At 36.2% G+C, this 14,859-nt stretch carries 19 protein-coding genes; 15 read left to right on the forward strand and 4 right to left on the reverse strand.

What is annotated here, in order from left to right:
* Positions 1-82: 82 nt before the first annotated feature.
* Together gldC and gldB are read right to left on the reverse strand one after the other, a co-directional pair.
* A complete protein-coding gene (gldC, locus tag H560_RS0108950) occupies positions 83-409 on the reverse strand; it encodes a gliding motility protein GldC (protein WP_027379733.1) in 327 nt (108 codons plus the stop codon).
* Positions 410-454: 45 nt separating this feature from the next.
* Positions 455-1,438 carry a gliding motility lipoprotein GldB gene (gene gldB, locus H560_RS0108955; RefSeq protein ID WP_081413952.1) on the reverse strand — a complete coding sequence of 328 codons (984 nt, stop codon included), beginning with the start codon at positions 1,436-1,438 and terminating at the stop codon, positions 455-457.
* 54 nt (positions 1,439-1,492) lie between these two features.
* On the opposite strand from gldB, the gene H560_RS21345 reads away from it, so the two are divergent.
* From H560_RS21345 to H560_RS22330, 7 genes are all read left to right on the forward strand, one after another.
* Positions 1,493-2,164 (forward strand): leucine-rich repeat domain-containing protein, encoded by a 672-nt coding sequence (locus H560_RS21345; RefSeq protein ID WP_051289244.1) that lies wholly within the window; start codon positions 1,493-1,495, stop codon positions 2,162-2,164.
* Positions 2,148-2,672, forward strand: a complete 525-nt coding sequence (locus H560_RS0108965; protein ID WP_034752489.1) for a GNAT family N-acetyltransferase — start codon at positions 2,148-2,150, stop codon at positions 2,670-2,672. Before H560_RS21345 ends, H560_RS0108965 begins: the two co-directional genes overlap by 17 nt.
* 60 nt (positions 2,673-2,732) lie before the next feature.
* Entirely contained in the window at positions 2,733-3,524 is a 792-nt protein-coding gene (gene nadE / locus H560_RS0108970) for an NAD(+) synthase (protein ID WP_027379736.1), read from the forward strand.
* Positions 3,525-3,613: 89 nt separating this feature from the next.
* On the forward strand, positions 3,614-4,126 hold the full coding sequence (locus tag H560_RS0108975; protein WP_027379737.1) for a ribonuclease domain-containing protein: 513 nt from the start codon (positions 3,614-3,616) through the stop codon (positions 4,124-4,126).
* Positions 4,127-4,169: 43 nt separating this feature from the next.
* Positions 4,170-4,478 (forward strand): GIY-YIG nuclease family protein, encoded by a 309-nt coding sequence (locus H560_RS0108980; RefSeq protein WP_034752491.1) that lies wholly within the window; start codon positions 4,170-4,172, stop codon positions 4,476-4,478.
* A gap of 47 nt (positions 4,479-4,525) precedes the next feature.
* Positions 4,526-4,834 carry a barstar family protein gene (locus H560_RS0108985; protein WP_027379739.1) on the forward strand — a complete coding sequence of 103 codons (309 nt, stop codon included), beginning with the start codon at positions 4,526-4,528 and terminating at the stop codon, positions 4,832-4,834.
* Between the two features lie 288 nt (positions 4,835-5,122).
* Positions 5,123-5,917, forward strand: coding sequence for a hypothetical protein (locus H560_RS22330; RefSeq protein ID WP_051289246.1), 795 nt, complete (start codon positions 5,123-5,125; stop codon positions 5,915-5,917).
* A gap of 94 nt (positions 5,918-6,011) precedes the next feature.
* Here H560_RS22330 and H560_RS0108995 read toward each other — a convergent pair whose 3' ends face one another.
* Positions 6,012-7,328, reverse strand: a complete 1,317-nt coding sequence (locus H560_RS0108995) for a T9SS type A sorting domain-containing protein (protein ID WP_027379740.1) — start codon at positions 7,326-7,328, stop codon at positions 6,012-6,014.
* Between the two features lie 211 nt (positions 7,329-7,539).
* Here H560_RS0108995 and H560_RS0109000 point away from each other — a divergent pair, with 211 nt between their 5' ends.
* The 4 genes from H560_RS0109000 to H560_RS0109015 all read left to right on the forward strand — a co-directional run bounded on the left by H560_RS0109000 (position 7,540) and on the right by H560_RS0109015 (position 10,976).
* Positions 7,540-8,946: an AraC family transcriptional regulator gene (locus H560_RS0109000; protein WP_228372449.1), complete on the forward strand. Its 1,407-nt coding sequence runs from the start codon at positions 7,540-7,542 to the stop codon at positions 8,944-8,946.
* A complete protein-coding gene (locus tag H560_RS23325; RefSeq protein ID WP_027379742.1) occupies positions 8,943-9,128 on the forward strand; it encodes a helix-turn-helix domain-containing protein in 186 nt (61 codons plus the stop codon). Before H560_RS0109000 ends, H560_RS23325 begins: the two co-directional genes overlap by 4 nt.
* Complete coding sequence (locus tag H560_RS0109010) at positions 9,125-10,255, forward strand: tetratricopeptide repeat protein (protein WP_027379743.1); 1,131 nt, start codon at positions 9,125-9,127, stop codon at positions 10,253-10,255. Before H560_RS23325 ends, H560_RS0109010 begins: the two co-directional genes overlap by 4 nt.
* Before the next feature lie 124 nt (positions 10,256-10,379).
* Complete coding sequence (locus H560_RS0109015) at positions 10,380-10,976, forward strand: Crp/Fnr family transcriptional regulator (protein ID WP_034752494.1); 597 nt, start codon at positions 10,380-10,382, stop codon at positions 10,974-10,976.
* 67 nt (positions 10,977-11,043) lie between these two features.
* Here H560_RS0109015 and pafA read toward each other — a convergent pair whose 3' ends face one another.
* The gene (gene pafA, locus H560_RS0109020) at positions 11,044-12,687 is read right to left on the reverse strand and encodes an alkaline phosphatase PafA (RefSeq protein WP_027379745.1); all 1,644 of its coding nucleotides are present in this window, start codon (positions 12,685-12,687) and stop codon (positions 11,044-11,046) included.
* Positions 12,688-12,793: 106 nt separating this feature from the next.
* Between pafA and H560_RS0109025 the strand changes: the two genes are divergently transcribed.
* The 4 genes from H560_RS0109025 (at position 12,794) to H560_RS23335 (ending at position 14,668) form a co-directional block, all read left to right on the forward strand.
* Entirely contained in the window at positions 12,794-13,717 is a 924-nt protein-coding gene (locus H560_RS0109025) for a hypothetical protein (RefSeq protein ID WP_027379746.1), read from the forward strand.
* 82 nt (positions 13,718-13,799) lie between these two features.
* Positions 13,800-14,126 carry a hypothetical protein gene (locus tag H560_RS0109030; RefSeq protein WP_027379747.1) on the forward strand — a complete coding sequence of 109 codons (327 nt, stop codon included), beginning with the start codon at positions 13,800-13,802 and terminating at the stop codon, positions 14,124-14,126.
* 3 nt (positions 14,127-14,129) lie between these two features.
* Entirely contained in the window at positions 14,130-14,438 is a 309-nt protein-coding gene (locus H560_RS23330; protein WP_027379748.1) for a hypothetical protein, read from the forward strand.
* Positions 14,381-14,668, forward strand: a complete 288-nt coding sequence (locus H560_RS23335) for a GNAT family N-acetyltransferase (protein WP_228372450.1) — start codon at positions 14,381-14,383, stop codon at positions 14,666-14,668. The genes H560_RS23330 and H560_RS23335 overlap by 58 nt, the downstream gene beginning before the upstream one ends.
* Positions 14,669-14,859: the final 191 nt, after the last annotated feature.

The raw sequence follows: 14,859 nt of genomic DNA on the forward strand, positions 1-14,859 counted from the left end.
ATTTAACAATGTATCAATCTATCAGTTTACCAATGATTAGAATTGTTACATTGTTAAACTGATAGATTGTTACATTTATTTTTTACATTTTTATTGCAGATTTGATTGCAAATTCCTCAGCCATCTGCTCCATCCACATCGCTACATCTTCCTCTCCTGTTGCTCTCTGATAAGTATTTCCAAGAGAAACTAAAATCTGGTGGATGAACATTTTCATCTGGTCAACCGGCATTTCCTTGGTCCAAAGATCAATTCTTAAGGCCTCCATTGCTTTTTCGTCCCAAACGGAAATCATGGTTGCTTTTGTTTCTTCCTTTTCAATTCCGCCGTCTTGTGCATTCCATGTAATGGTTTCCGGGATGTGGTTTTCATCCAGCTCTACATCTATCGTAATCTGAGTTTTTCTCATAACTTTCTATTTTATTGTATAATTTATCTTGTTAATGACCTTTGTCTATTTCACTTTCGGCTTATACCCGGATTGATTAAAAATTACCGTTGCATCCATTTTCAGGAAATCCTGTAATTTAGTTTCCGGTTTTTGCTTAAAATATTCTTTGCAGATCTGCCATCCTGTAAAAATTCCTATCTGCGGAGAAGACTCATTGTCAATTTCTGTATAAAACTTGGAAAATGGCCCCGGAGCTATGAAACGGTCAGCCAATCTGTGATCATCTCCGAAAATCAGGTTATTTTCCACAAAATAATTCCAGATATTTGCCTCATTGGTAACTGCCCATTCGTATTGCTTTTGGGTATAATTCATTTTCAGATATTCCGGATAAGTAGGCAAAAACGCATCTTTCAGAATCATTATTTTCCCGTTAAGGATCATCATATCGATGAACTTCTGATGGTCCGGAGATTCTTTTACAAAACCTTCCGCAAAGATCTGTGCCACTTTCGGAACAATATTATTCGGGTTCATAGATTTTTGGAAATACAGCTCCAACCCTTTATAATTAGGATTTCCGTCTCCCATAAAACCTGTTATGTCAATAAATAAAAGATTTCCTTTAGCATCATAAAAAATAGGATCCTGAATCATCTGTAAAGCGGATGAAAATAAAAATACTTTCGGGCTTTTGAATTGGGGAAAATGATATTTAATGTGAGAAAATAAATCCTGAAGATCAGCCTGAAGCTTTTTCTGGTCTATTTTTGCGATAGCTTCCTTATAAATCCCAATTTCTTTTTCGTCCAACCTTCTTTTGCCGAAGTCTTCATCACTTACCGTACCCTGAAACCACGGAAATCTTGTCTTAAACTGCTCCAAAGGAATATTCTGATCATAAAATTCTTTGGAAATATCTGTGATTTCTACTTTTTCGGCAGGATTTTTGACCTCAACGTCCCACTGGTTCTGAGATTCTTTTTTACAAGAGCTCAAACCCAAAACTAATAGTAAAGAAAGCGCAATAGTTCTGAAAATCTTCATATTTTTACATGAAATTAAAGTTTACAAAAATAATGATTTAAACATAATTCAAAGATGAAAAAGAAAATATTTACAACCCTCTTATTATTGATTGCAGTTTCGCATTTGAGTGCACAGAAGCTCACTTTCAGTGATAAAAATTTTGAAAAAGCCGTCGTATCCAATTTTGATTTAAATAAAGACGGAGCCATTGATCAATCTGAGGCAGACAAAGTTATTAACTTGTTCGTATCCAACAAAATACAAGTAAGATCAGCAGAAGATATCAACCTTTTTAAGAATGTACAGACCGTTGTACTGGATGGCTCTATCCTTATCGGGGTAGATTTAAAAAATCTTAGTTCACTCACTTTATTTTCATGTGAAGCCTGTAATTTATTAACTTTTAAAGCAGAAAACCTTAAAAATTTAACTTCATTGTATCTTAACGGCAATAAGCTTACTCAGGTCACATTAAAAAATACCCCGGAAATCAATGAACTGCTGGTTTCATCAAACGGATTAACTTCTATTGATGTAAGCCCGCTTAAAAAGTTAGCGACTTTAAATATAGATAACAACCAGATCAAAAGCCTGGATGTTTCCCAAAATCCTGATTTACAAAACTTAAGCTTTAATAATAATCCGCTGCAGGAAGAAAATATTAAAAGAGGAAAAAAAAGAGTTTCCGCTCCGTCTAATCCTTCATCTATTCCACAAAACCCTGGCAATGGAAATAAAAACTAAAAACCTCATTTTACGAAAATTTGAAGAAACAGATGCCGAACGTATGTTTCTGATGGACTCTAACCCTGAAGTGATGAAATACATAGGAGTCGCACCGCTTTCAGATCCAAATGAATCTAAAAATATAATTAAAATGATCCGTCAGCAATACATCGACAACGGCGTTGGAAGGCTGGCTGTCATTGAAAAAGTAAGCGGACTGCTGATCGGCTGGAGCGGCTTAAAACTACTCACCCAGGAAGTCAACGGATATAATAATGTTTATGATCTCGGCTACCGGTTTCTTCCTGAATTCTGGGGAAAAGGATATGCTTTGGAATCTGCAAAGGCTTCCTTAGATTATGGTTTTAATGAGTTAAAAACCGACACTATTTATGCCCATGCTCATTCTGAAAACAAGGGCTCGAACCATATTCTGAGAAAATTAGGCTTTAAAAAAACAAGTGAATTTACAGAACCGGACGGAATTTGTTTCTGGTACGAATTAAAACGCGAAAATTATCTTTAAAATTTCCCTGAAACTTTTAATTTTGAATTATAGAATTTAAAACAGACTAAAAAATAAACAATGCAGACAAAAAAAGTAATAGATCATATTGTAAGCTGGTTGAAAGATTATGCCGTAAAAGCGAATGTAAAAGGATATGTAATAGGTGTTTCAGGAGGAGTGGATTCCGGTGTGGTTTCTACACTCTGCGCCATGACCGGGCTTGAAGTTTTACTTTTGGAAATGCCAATCCGCCAGAAAGAGGATCAGGTAAACAGAGCGCAGGATCACATAGAAGATTTAAAGAAAAAATTCCCGAATGTTCAGGGAAAAACCATCAATCTTACCCCTGTTTTTGAAAGCTTTGAAGATATCGTTCATGACCATGTAGAAGGAAGATGGAGCAATAATCTGGCTTTAGCGAACACAAGATCACGTTTCAGAATGCTTACATTGTATTATTTCGGGCAGCTTCACGGGCTTTTAGTTTGCGGAACAGGAAATAAAGTTGAAGATTTCGGTATCGGATTTTATACAAAATACGGAGACGGCGGTGTAGATGTGTCGCCGATTGCTGATCTTTATAAAACGGAAATTTATGAGCTGGCAAGAGCATTAAACCTTATTGAAAGTATCCAGAATGCCATTCCTACAGATGGACTTTGGGATGCTGACAGAACGGATGAAGACCAAATCGGCGCAACTTATCCTGAACTTGAAAAAATTCAGAAAGAATACGGAACCAAAGCAGTGGAAGATTACGAAGGCCGCGACAAAGAAGTTTTCATGATATTCGACAGAATGCATAAAGCCGCCAAACATAAAATGACCCCCATCCCGATCTGCGATATTCCGGAAGAGTGGAGGGCGTAAATTAATGTAACAATTTAGCAATTTAATAATTTAACAATTGATTGGTAAACTGGTAAATTGCTATATTATTACATTTTTAATTTAATAATATGAACGGTAAAATAAGATCACTGTTTTTCATTTGCCTGGGGCTTCTTTTCGGGATGTCCGGGATGTACGTTTATAAGAATTTTATTGATAAAAGTGCTAATTCTGCTGTTAATAACCGTTCGCAATATCATGCTCCGGATGAATCTTCGGATGGAACTCCAAAACCTGAATATTCAGGCAGGCAAAGTATATATCAGTTAACCGAAGAAAAAACGGTGATCAATTATGTAAAGCAAAACCATAAGCTTCCTGATTATTATATCACAAAAAATGAAGCCAGAAAGCATGGCTGGACGGCTTCCAAAGGAAATTTATGCGAGGTTTTGCCCGGAAAAGCTATTGGCGGTGACAAATTTACTAACAGAGAAGGTACATTGCCTAAAAATGACAAGTATTTTGAAGCTGATGTTAATTACAATTGCGGACGAAGAAACGCCGATCGTATTATTTTCACAAAAAACGGTGATGTTTATTTAACGAAGAATCATTATAAAAGCTTTGAGAAGCAGTAACTAAGTCATTGCGAGGAACGGAGTGACGAAGCAATCTCAGAATATGAAAGCAGGTTTTGTATACATTATGACAAATAAGAATAATACAACTCTTTACACCGGAGTTACTTCAGATCTGCCTAAACGTATTCAGCAACATAAAGAAAGTCATTATCAGCAAAGCTTTACCACAAGATACAATGTAAATAAATTAGTATATTGGGAATCCTTTCAGGAAATTGGAGATGCAATTTTCCGTGAAAAACAAATAAAAGCTGGATCAAGACAAAATAAATTAAATTTAATAATTTCAATGAATCCGGAATGGAAAGATTTAGCGGATGATATTAAAGATATTATGAATCCTTTTTGAGATTGCTTCGTCGCTTCACTCCTCGCAATGACAAAATAATAAAGAATATGAAGACAATATACATAGATTTCGCAGACTTGGGAGATTACGAAGACTTTTATACCCAGCTAAAGGAAAAGCTTCCTTTGCCTGAACATTTTGGTGATAATCTCGATGCATTGTATGACATTATTACCGGAGATTTGGAAATGCCGCTTGAGATTGAATTTGTCAACATGACGGTAGATCAGCTGGAAACCTTTGAAGATCTTCTTACCACCCTGGAAGATGCTGAAGATGAAATGGAAGACTTCACTTTCAGCTATTATCTTGAGCAATACGAAGATGAGGATGAAGAGAACTCTGAAAAAAATTAAATATAAATAGACACAATGAACTGCTTTTTTAAGCAGTTTTTTTATGTCATATATTTTTTAACCATTACTAGATAAAAGAAATTAAATAAAAAGAGAATTATATTTGAAATAGAAAAATTTATTATAATTATTAGTTTACATTAAATAATTTTCGTTTTTAAATTGTCAATTTAACAATAAAATACAGCTATAAATAACTTTAATTCATAAAATCAATTAAATAATATAAAATAAAATCAACAAAAAGAGAAATATTTTATACATTTATCACTGACAAATGATAAGTGTATGAAAAAAATTAATTTTCTTTTATTGGGATTCGCTTTATTCCAACATAACTATAAAGCACAGGTAGGAATAGGAACAGCATCACCCAACAATAATGCTATACTGGAATTGAACAGCAGCAATAAAGGATTGCTACTTCCGAGAGTAACTCTTACTGCGACCAACAACCCGTCTCCTCTTTCTTCCCACATTGCGGGAATGACAGTTTATAATACGGCAACCAATACATCTTCGGCCACCAATGCAGTTTATCCTGGTGAGTATTTCAATGACGGCACAAAGTGGATGAGAGCCGTTACTTCAAGAGAAACAAGACTCATTGCAGGGGGAACCATTACAGATCAGATAGCTGCAAAAAGTATTGCGGTGCCGGACCAGAGCAATTATGTGGACACCACTTTGCTTACTTTACCCACTTTCACGTTGGACAGGGAATCTATTGTAGTTTTTAATGCTAACTTATCCGCAACTTTTGCGGAAAGTACCGGAACACCTCTTACGGATAATTCTGTAAAGATGGCAAGAAGTTATTTCGTCTTCACAAGCGCTCCGGCAGGGATTCTTACTGATACACAGTTTGGGAACTCTTCACAATCCTACACCAATTCCGCCACCACGAACGGAAATGTGATTAGCGGTTATTATTACCTTACCTCACACAGCATCCTCACTTTACCGGCCGGGACTTATACCGCAGCATTAAAAGGAGGAGGTGCAAGCGATGAAGGTTTCAGGCTTACTTTCGGAAGCGGGTCTTCTGATCAGGTACAAATTATGGCAACGCCAACAAAATAAGTTTTTACATTATTCATCATTCTTTTTAACAACAAAACCCGCAGAAATTCTGCGGGTTTTTGGTCTGGAGTTAAGTGTATTGCCTAATTTTATTTTACTGTTTAATGATTTTGAAACTTTGTGACACTTCCCCTTTCACGAAAAATAACTTTAACACATAATTTCCCTCAGATAAAGACGATACATCAATCTGACTCTCAACAGATGAGAACGTTCTTATTTTCTGGCCGACCATATTATAAATTTCTACTTTCTCAATTTTTTCTTTTCCTTTTATATAAAGAATTTTGTTTACAGGATTAGGATAAACTGATGCTTTATTTTCATTCTTCACAACTTCATTTGCTGAAAGATATTGTGTAAGATCAAGATAAAACGCCACTATCTGACCGGATGCATCTGTTCCTGTACCCGCTATTTTTTTACCATCCTGCGAAATAGCCAGCGGAAGAGTCATGGAAACGCCATTCGTGGCTACTCCCAGCCCTGCTGCATAAGCATTTAAATTAACACGTCCGCCCGCAGCAGTCCAAATAAAGCCTTCTCCAGCCATGGGAGGTCCGGGAAAAGGTCTAAAAAAGCCAATAACCGTTCCGCCATCTGCGGAAATCCCCGTTGCACCACCTCTGAAGAAGGCAGAGGAATTAGGATGTGTTATGTATGTAAGTCCGGAAGTACTGTTCCAGACATACGGATTGGGCATTGCCGATCCTATTATTGTATTTCCGTCCGCCGAAACATCTCCTGCTTCGCCTACGTGATCACCATTATTATCCGTAATGTAACTTTCTGTTCCATTTACCCATTTTGCACCGCTTCTGGCTCCGTCTGCTTCATCCTGCCAGCCTACAATTACAGATCCGTCACTATTTACGGCATTCGCTCTGGAGCTTCTTCCTGCCACCATGCTTCCAAGATCTGTCATCCCGCCCTGGGCCGTCCATTTTATAGCGTGAGCCGTTCCGGCGTTCAGCCAGCCCAGACCTACAATGGTATTTCCTGCAGGATTCATACCCCATGCCGAGCTTACGCTTCCGTCCCAGCCTGTAGGAACCAAACCTCCTTTGGTAGACCATGTAGAAGTGGGTACGTCATAGGTGGCCACTTCATTATAACTCGTAGCTCCATTTGTCATGGTAGAGCCAATCTTTGTTCCGTCACTTGAGATCAGTGTTCTTCCGGACTGCGAATAACCATTGGTTAAACTTCCGACAGATACCAATCCGTTTACTGCATCCCATTTGAAGATGCCGCCTCCGCTGGTGTGCATGCTCACAACACCGTTATCTGAAATGCTTCCTACCGTGTAATTCCCGACTGACATTACTGTGAGCTGGGCATTCAGGCAAGAGCAATTAAACAAGAAATAAGCAGCGATTATTTTCAAAGAACTTTTGTAAATCTTTTTCATATTTCTGTGGTTTAATATTTTGAATTGGTGATAGCAATATTAATATTATATTTACCCATTCAAAAGCTTTTGCCTTACAGAATTCACGAAATTTAAAAGAATGAAAAATTTAAACAATTAAAAATCAATATTATACAAAAACTATACTTTGAATACAGATTTTAATAAAATTGAAAAAAATCAACCCTTATTCTTTTTTTTGAGGAAGAAAATGCTGAAGAAAATGGTTCAGCTGGTGATCATTCTTCTTTCTCCTGTTCTTTTATTGGGGCAGTCCAGCCCCGACTTCAATATTTTAGCAGATAAAGCTTTTCAGAAATTATATCAAAATCCTGACGACTGCATCAATTATTCTCTGAGCATTCTGATCAGTGATAAAAACCCGGAACATAAAATCGTCCTACGGAATATCATTTCCCAGGCTTACGCTATGAAAGGGGATTATGTACAGTCGGTGAACATGTCCAGCCAGAAAGAAGAGGCCGATGAGGGTGTAAAGCTCTCTTATTTCATGAAAATGTTTGATGATTATAATCTTGCAGACCAGTATCAAAACCTTGATCTTTATAATCAGTCTCAGAGGATTATTTCCAGTATTTTATCAAATCAAAAGCTCTTAAACAGTGAAGATAAAAAGATAAGAATTACCATTGCAAAGCTTTACCAGCTTCAGGCGCTTAATATGGGAATCAACCGCCATCAGACCGCTGCCCTGGAAAATCTTAACAAAAGTGATCAATACATCAGCAATCATAATGAAGAAAATAAAATTATAGGCTTTGAAAACAGAATTTTCCGTTCTTCATTTTTTTTGAGGCAAAATCAGCCGGAAGAAGCAAGAAAGATCATTGAGGGTGTTATTTTGAATTTAAAACAGGAAAACCTGCCTTTTCTTACCGCGCTGGCCCATGAAAATTTTTCAAGATATTATTTTCTACAAGGAGATTATCAATCTGCTATTCAGGAACTTGACAAAGGTCTTCTGACTTTAAGAGATCTTCCATATAATACTTTAAAAAATAGAATCTACGAATCATTATCTAAAAATTATTTTGCGCTACACAATGATGAAAAGTACCATGAATACAATAATCTTTACAGGGAATCCCATACAAAAATAGATTCCAGCACAAAAGAAGGCATCCGGTATATTGTAAAATTGGTGGAGAATTCACAAAACAAAAGTATTGTATTTCAGAAGCAGCATCAGCTGAAACAGATCTGGATGCTGATCTCCATATTTTCTTTAATCATCATCAGCTTATTAATTTATTATTTAATCTTAAAAAATAAAAAGAAAGACCTGAAAAAGCAGTTCGATTTCTTTGAAAGACAGAAAAGAAGGAAAATAAGTGCTTCAATACATGAAAATCTTCCAAATAAGGAAGAAATTATGCCTATTGACAGATGTCCGGAAAAAGATTCAAACAAAATATCCAAGGAAAAAGAAGATGAAATCCTTCAAAAACTTGAAGAATGGGAAGAAACGGATCAGTATTTAAGCAAAAGCATGTCCCTTTCCATGCTTTCCGCGCAAATGGGAGTTAACACGAAATATCTTTCGGAAGCTATTAATAATAACAAAGGGAAAATTTTAACGGATACATTAATGAATTGAGAATCAATCACATTGCACATCTTTTAAAAACAAATCCGGCTTTTCTTAATTACAAGGTGAGCTATCTGGCAGAATATTGCGGTTTTTCTTCTCACAGCGCTTTCACAACGGTTTTTAAATCTGTTACCGGCATGTCTCCAAATACATATATTCAGGAAATTAGTAAAAGCAGAGCATTATGAAAAACCTTTTGAAAATTATTGCAGTCCTGTTTTTGCTTGTCCAAATTTCCGTTTCCGGGCAAAAAATACCTGATGATTCATTGCTGAAGAAGGCGCGTCTGGAAATATATGATAATCCTGATATGGCCATCAGCATTACTAAAAACCTGCTAAAGAAAACAACAGACATTAAAAAAAGCATTACCCTTTACATGCTTCTTTCCACCGCAAATATTGCAAAAAGAGACTTTGATGAATCTTTAAAATATATTTTAAAAGCAAAAGAATTAGCTCAGAAAACCAATGACCTGCAGACCAAAACCTCCGTTCTGGTTTCCGTGGCCATCCAGTATCAGCAAATGGAATTGTTCAGCAAAAGCCTTGAAACGCTGGATGAAGCAGACATTTATCTATCTCAGCTTCCGGATAACAGCCGAGAAAAGTTTATAGAAAAAGGCAGAGGCTTTGCTATCCGGGGGATGATTTACAAAAGCCAGTCGAATCCTGAAATAGCCCTTGAAAAATTACTGCAGGCTATTGAAAATTTCAAAAAAGTCGATGCCCAGAAAGCCACTTTAGCCAACATGAGCATTGTTTATTATAACATCGGCTATTGCTACCTTAATCTCAATGAAACTGATAAGGCACAAGAAGCATTTTCCCAAGCTGCCGACTATGCCCGGAAAAGCGAAGCCAAAAGTCTGGAAGCATTTGCTTTAAAGGGAATTGCCGAGCTTTACAAACAAAAACGAAAACATCAGGAAGCGCTTGACCTTCTTACGCATGCTGAAAATTTAAGTAAAAATACAGGAGACCTTATCCTTGACGCCGGAATTTATAAGGAAATGGCGGACAATTACCTTGCGATGGGTAACCAGAATCAATATCAGATTTACAATAAAAAGTATTTTGAAATGCATTTCAGAAGGGTTCAGAATGAGCTCACCTCCATCAATCAGGCTATTGATCATCATAATAGAGAAACTTCTGTAAAGAGCGGGGAACTTAGAAAAGTGCATACCTATTCTATCGCTGCAATAATTGGTATTGCTCTTTTATGCATTGCTGTTATCCTTTCACTTATTTTTAAAATCAGGAAAGAAAACAAGAAATATCAGAAAGAAATTCAACAGCTTATTCGATCTTAGTGGTAGAGTTATTCCATTTAAAACTCCTATAAATAAGGGATTGTTGGGGCATCTATGTGGTATCTTTAAATTTCATACCGATCTGTTTATTTGTTAATTTTATATCAAATTAATAATAATAAATATGATCATCAGTGAAAACCTGTTGTTTTCTCATGGCGCTGAACTGCAAAACTATAATTCCGGTGAATATATTATTGAAGAAGGAAGCACACCCAAATACTATTTTCAGATAAAAACCGGCACGGTAAAGCTGAGCAGCTTTCTTGAAGACGGCAAAGAATTTATTCACGGTATCCCCTTTGATGGTCATTGTTTTGTGGAAACTTACCTTTTCAACGATAAGAAATATGCTGTGAACGCCATTACCGTTACAGACTGCGAAATCATCAGGTTTGAAAAAAATAAGTTCATAGAACTCATGCTGAAAAACCCTGAAATCCTGCTGAATGTCTATGCCTATACCGCAGACAGAATGCATTATCGGTATGTAATTGCCGGTCCGTTCGCCTTTCAGGATCCTTTAATTAAATTGGAAGTTTTGATAAATCATCTTAAAAACTTTTATAAAGTTGAAGAAAAATATTCCTTCGCTATTCCTTATACAAGACAGCAGCTTGCTTCTCTTACGGGGCTGCGTATAGAAACCGTTATCAGAACCATTAAAAAAATGGAAAAGCTGGGAGTTGTGAAAATTGATAACAGTAAAATTTATATATAGAAAAAGAGCATAAAAAAATCCTCAACGTAATTGCTGAGGATTTTTATTTTAAAATTATTTATAATAATTAGTTCATAGCTTCGTCAATAGGATTTCCGACATTTCCGCTTGGAAACTGTATCTTCAGTAAGGCAGAAATTGTAGGTGCAATATCCGTCATATGATACGGCTTATCACTTTTTCCGCGCTTGATTCCCCATCCCATAAAGATCAGCGGAATGTGTGAGTCATAAGAATTCCAAACGCTGTGTGTGGTTCCTGTTTTAGAATACGGCGGCAACATAGAATCATGTGAAATCAGCTGAATATCACCGCTTCTCTGCCTGTTTATTCCATTTATAATTCTTTGCTTAATCGGTTCCGGAATAGTAGCTTCCTGAACTTCAACTACAGAAACCGCATATAAAACCGTAGGATCTTTTTCAAGCTCTTTAATCGTGAAATCTCTTACGTCATCCAGCTCTATCTTATTATCTGCCAACAGTTTCCTGTCAAAATAAACCTGATAATTATCCACTGCATTAATTAGTTTATCCACCCCGAATTTATCTTTTAATTTCTGGTTAATATTTTTCTCCATTCCTTCTCCGAAAAATCCAGTGGTGATTTTATGTTCCTCTAAAAATCCTACGGAATGTGCTCCACCGTGGTCTGCAGAAAGGAAAACAGTGTACTCCCCCTTTCCTACTTTAGAATCCAGATAATTAAAAAACTGTGCTAAATCCTGATCCAGCCTTAAATATACATCCTCCACTTCAATAGAATTCGGGCCAAATTTATGGCCTGCATAATCTGTAGATGCTAAATTAACCGCCAGAAAATCTACTACATCATCACTCCCCAGTTTTTCACCCTCTACGGAAGCTTCCGCCAGTTTTAAAGTCAGAGTATTCCCGAATGGCGTGTATCTGATATTATCTTTTCTTACCTGATAATCTGCGGCTAAATTACTGTATGGGAAAGTAGGCGTCTTTGCGCTTCCCAACAGCCCTTCCCATGATGAATTATCCGGCGAGCTTTCTGTATACTGATTAATTGGTAAAAGGGTATTCCAGCCGTTCGCTACTAATTTTGATGGCAGATCCTGGGCATTAAAAGTTTTCAGCCATTGTGGTAAATCATTCATATACCATGTACTCGTAATAAAATCTCCCGAAGAATCGTCAAACCAGTACGCACCGTTCGGTGTATGGCCAGCAGGAAGAATAGAAGCTCTGTCTTTCAGAGAAACCCCGATTACTTTTCCCTGGAAATTTGTTGCCAGTCTCAGCTCGTCAGTCACCGTTGTAGACCACAGATTTTTCGGAGAATGGCTTCCTACTTTTACATTTGATGTTCCCACCGGCTTTACATCTTCATCCGTGGTACAGTAAACATTTTTTCCGGTTTCCTTATCATTCCAGTCATTTCCTGCAATGCCATGAATGGCAGGAACGGAACCCGTATAAATACAGGCGTGCCCCAAAGCCGTAACCGTAGGAACGTATGGAATATGAACATTATTTAAAGAATATCCTGTATTCAAAAGTCTTTTGAAACCATCATTCCCGTATTTGTTGTAAAAACGGTAAAGGTAATCCCACCTCATCTGATCCACTACAAGCCCGACTACCAGTTTTGGCCTTTCCAATTGAGTGTTTTTGTTCTTCTGCGCATTGATTGTAATTACGGACAAGAAAGTAGCCGCAGCAATCGAAATTTTCCTAAGCATTCAGTAAAATTTTATTGGAAACAAATTTACGGGTTTTAAAAATGCAGGTGTATGAAATTTTGTTTAAATTTTAGCGTTATATTTCTAAAAAAAACTTTTACAATCTATGAAACTCAAAACATTTCTGACAGCTGTCTTAATCACAATCAGTTATACTTTATTTGCATATCCTATTTCACCGGTTCCTTTGCGAAAGCTCATCATGGAATCCGAAAATATTGTTTACGCCGAAGTAGTAGATATTAAAGCGAATAAAAACAGAAAACAAAATGACTGGTTTAAGTCTGATATTGCAGTGCTGAAAGTATATGATGTACTTCAGGGCAGCATACGAAATACGGGGACTGTAGAAGTCTATTTCAGCACCGAAATTTCCTGTCCTGCACCGGCTCATTTTGAAAAAGGCACCTTCACACTGGTATTTTTACATAAAGAAAAAATGGACGAAAGGTATTATACACATGCGCTTTCATATGGTTCCAAGGAAATGAATGAAAAAGATTACTCCGTCTACAAGAAAAGAATTCTGGAGATGCAAAATATTTTAAAAATGAAGAATGAAGAAGAAAAACATACAAAAACTGTTGACTGGCTCGTAGAATGCACATTAGAAAATGCAACAAGGTGGGAAGGAACTTACGAACTTTCTCCCGAAAGCGATTTTATGTCTTTTTATGATGAGGACAAAGAAACTTTTGTAAGAAAATTTCAACTCAATGATGCCCAAAAAAGAAAATTAAGAACAGCCTTATTTAATCAGAAAAAAATAGATTATACTGATCTGGGATTAATTGATATCGTAGCAAATCCTGATGATAAGGAGCTGCTTGATTTTTTGGTTCTCCGGTTTAAGGAAAGTTATAAAGAAATGTTTTTTGAAGGTGATTTCTTTATGAATCGAATAGCCGACCTGTCAAACAGAGAAGATCTCAGGCAAATTTTGAAAAAAACAAAAGAGCTTGATATGTTTGATGAAAATTACGATAAAAAGAACCAGGAAATCCTGAATGAATTTGTAGCAAAACTGTAATTTTATTATTGTATGAAGGTTGTGAGAATTTTATTAAATTTGAGAAAACTCAAACCACTCAATCTATAATACCTGTTTATCAATGAAATTGATCAGACCTTTTCTTTTATTTGTATCCATTATATTATTCGGATGGCTTCTTATGAGCAATATTAACCTGATAAATGTGGCCACTACCCTCAATGAAGCTGAAATAAACTCTGAGATTGCAAAAGTAAATAGTTTTGTGAATCTGAGTGAGCTTAAAGAATATACCATTGAAAAAATCAACTATCTTGAAGTAATCAGGGAAAGATTTTCCGAAAATGCTTTGGTAAGGGTCATTATCATATCGATCCTAATTATCATTCAGGTAATACTGTACTCCACAAAAACCAATTTTTCGGACTCTAAAGCAACTGATTTTTAATCTATGGAAATCAGAAAACTGGAAGAACTTTCGGGAGATCCAGCCATCAATTGGGGACTGAACGGCTATATAACAGATAAAATTTTCGTTGTATCCGCTATAGAAATCAAAGGTTCATTTGAATTCAGCCTGAGAGAAAAAAAGCAGCCTTACACGAAAATCTGGGAAACCAATCCTGATGATATTGATGAATTAAATACCACTATCCGACAGGGCCATTCTTTCGGAGCTTATGAAAATGACGAACTTGTGGCTTGGGCCATCTGCGATTCCGGGAATGGAACAACAGCTTATTTATTGAGAATATTTTAGTTAATGAAAATTTTAGGGGACAAAATATAGGAAAATTACTTATAAAAAATGTTAACCGAAAAGCACGAAAACTGCAATGCAGAATCGTAGAACTGGAAACCCAAAATACCAATTATCCCGCAATTCAATTTTATCTGAAAGCAGGTTTTAAGATTACAGGAATTAATACTAAACTTTATAATGATTCCACGGAAACGGCTCTATTCATGAGTTTTGATGTATTAATTTAAGGGGCATTATTCTCAACTTACCCCCTCATAAAGTCTGCCATACAGAAAAAGATTCAGGCGCGAATCTTTCCGAATAGCTTCTAATACTGTTCAAATCCTTCCATATCAATTTATTGAAAACTAATTCTAATACCTAACTTTATCGACGAAATCAATAAAACATATTTACAATTTTATTTTGTACTAATTAG

Origin of the sequence: Chryseobacterium daeguense DSM 19388, assembly GCF_000430825.1 — a bacterium.
Classification (GTDB): domain Bacteria; phylum Bacteroidota; class Bacteroidia; order Flavobacteriales; family Weeksellaceae; genus Chryseobacterium; species Chryseobacterium daeguense.

Bases quoted from the DNA above. Each gene is read 5' to 3' on its own strand.
- gldC (WP_027379733.1), bottom strand. From the start codon at position 409: ATGAGAAAAACTCAGATTACGATAGATGTAGAGCTGGATGAAAACCAC.
- gldB (WP_081413952.1), bottom strand. From the start codon at position 1,438: ATGAAGATTTTCAGAACTATTGCGCTTTCTTTACTATTAGTTTTGGGT.
- H560_RS21345 (WP_051289244.1), top strand. From the start codon at position 1,493: ATGAAAAAGAAAATATTTACAACCCTCTTATTATTGATTGCAGTTTCG.
- H560_RS0108965 (WP_034752489.1), top strand. From the start codon at position 2,148: ATGGAAATAAAAACTAAAAACCTCATTTTACGAAAATTTGAAGAAACA.
- nadE (WP_027379736.1), top strand. From the start codon at position 2,733: ATGCAGACAAAAAAAGTAATAGATCATATTGTAAGCTGGTTGAAAGAT.
- H560_RS0108975 (WP_027379737.1), top strand. From the start codon at position 3,614: ATGAACGGTAAAATAAGATCACTGTTTTTCATTTGCCTGGGGCTTCTT.
- H560_RS0108980 (WP_034752491.1), top strand. From the start codon at position 4,170: ATGAAAGCAGGTTTTGTATACATTATGACAAATAAGAATAATACAACT.
- H560_RS0108985 (WP_027379739.1), top strand. From the start codon at position 4,526: ATGAAGACAATATACATAGATTTCGCAGACTTGGGAGATTACGAAGAC.
- H560_RS22330 (WP_051289246.1), top strand. From the start codon at position 5,123: ATGAAAAAAATTAATTTTCTTTTATTGGGATTCGCTTTATTCCAACAT.
- H560_RS0108995 (WP_027379740.1), bottom strand. From the start codon at position 7,328: ATGAAAAAGATTTACAAAAGTTCTTTGAAAATAATCGCTGCTTATTTC.
- H560_RS0109000 (WP_228372449.1), top strand. From the start codon at position 7,540: ATGCTGAAGAAAATGGTTCAGCTGGTGATCATTCTTCTTTCTCCTGTT.
- H560_RS0109010 (WP_027379743.1), top strand. From the start codon at position 9,125: ATGAAAAACCTTTTGAAAATTATTGCAGTCCTGTTTTTGCTTGTCCAA.
- H560_RS0109015 (WP_034752494.1), top strand. From the start codon at position 10,380: ATGATCATCAGTGAAAACCTGTTGTTTTCTCATGGCGCTGAACTGCAA.
- pafA (WP_027379745.1), bottom strand. From the start codon at position 12,687: ATGCTTAGGAAAATTTCGATTGCTGCGGCTACTTTCTTGTCCGTAATT.
- H560_RS0109025 (WP_027379746.1), top strand. From the start codon at position 12,794: ATGAAACTCAAAACATTTCTGACAGCTGTCTTAATCACAATCAGTTAT.
- H560_RS0109030 (WP_027379747.1), top strand. From the start codon at position 13,800: ATGAAATTGATCAGACCTTTTCTTTTATTTGTATCCATTATATTATTC.
- H560_RS23330 (WP_027379748.1), top strand. From the start codon at position 14,130: ATGGAAATCAGAAAACTGGAAGAACTTTCGGGAGATCCAGCCATCAAT.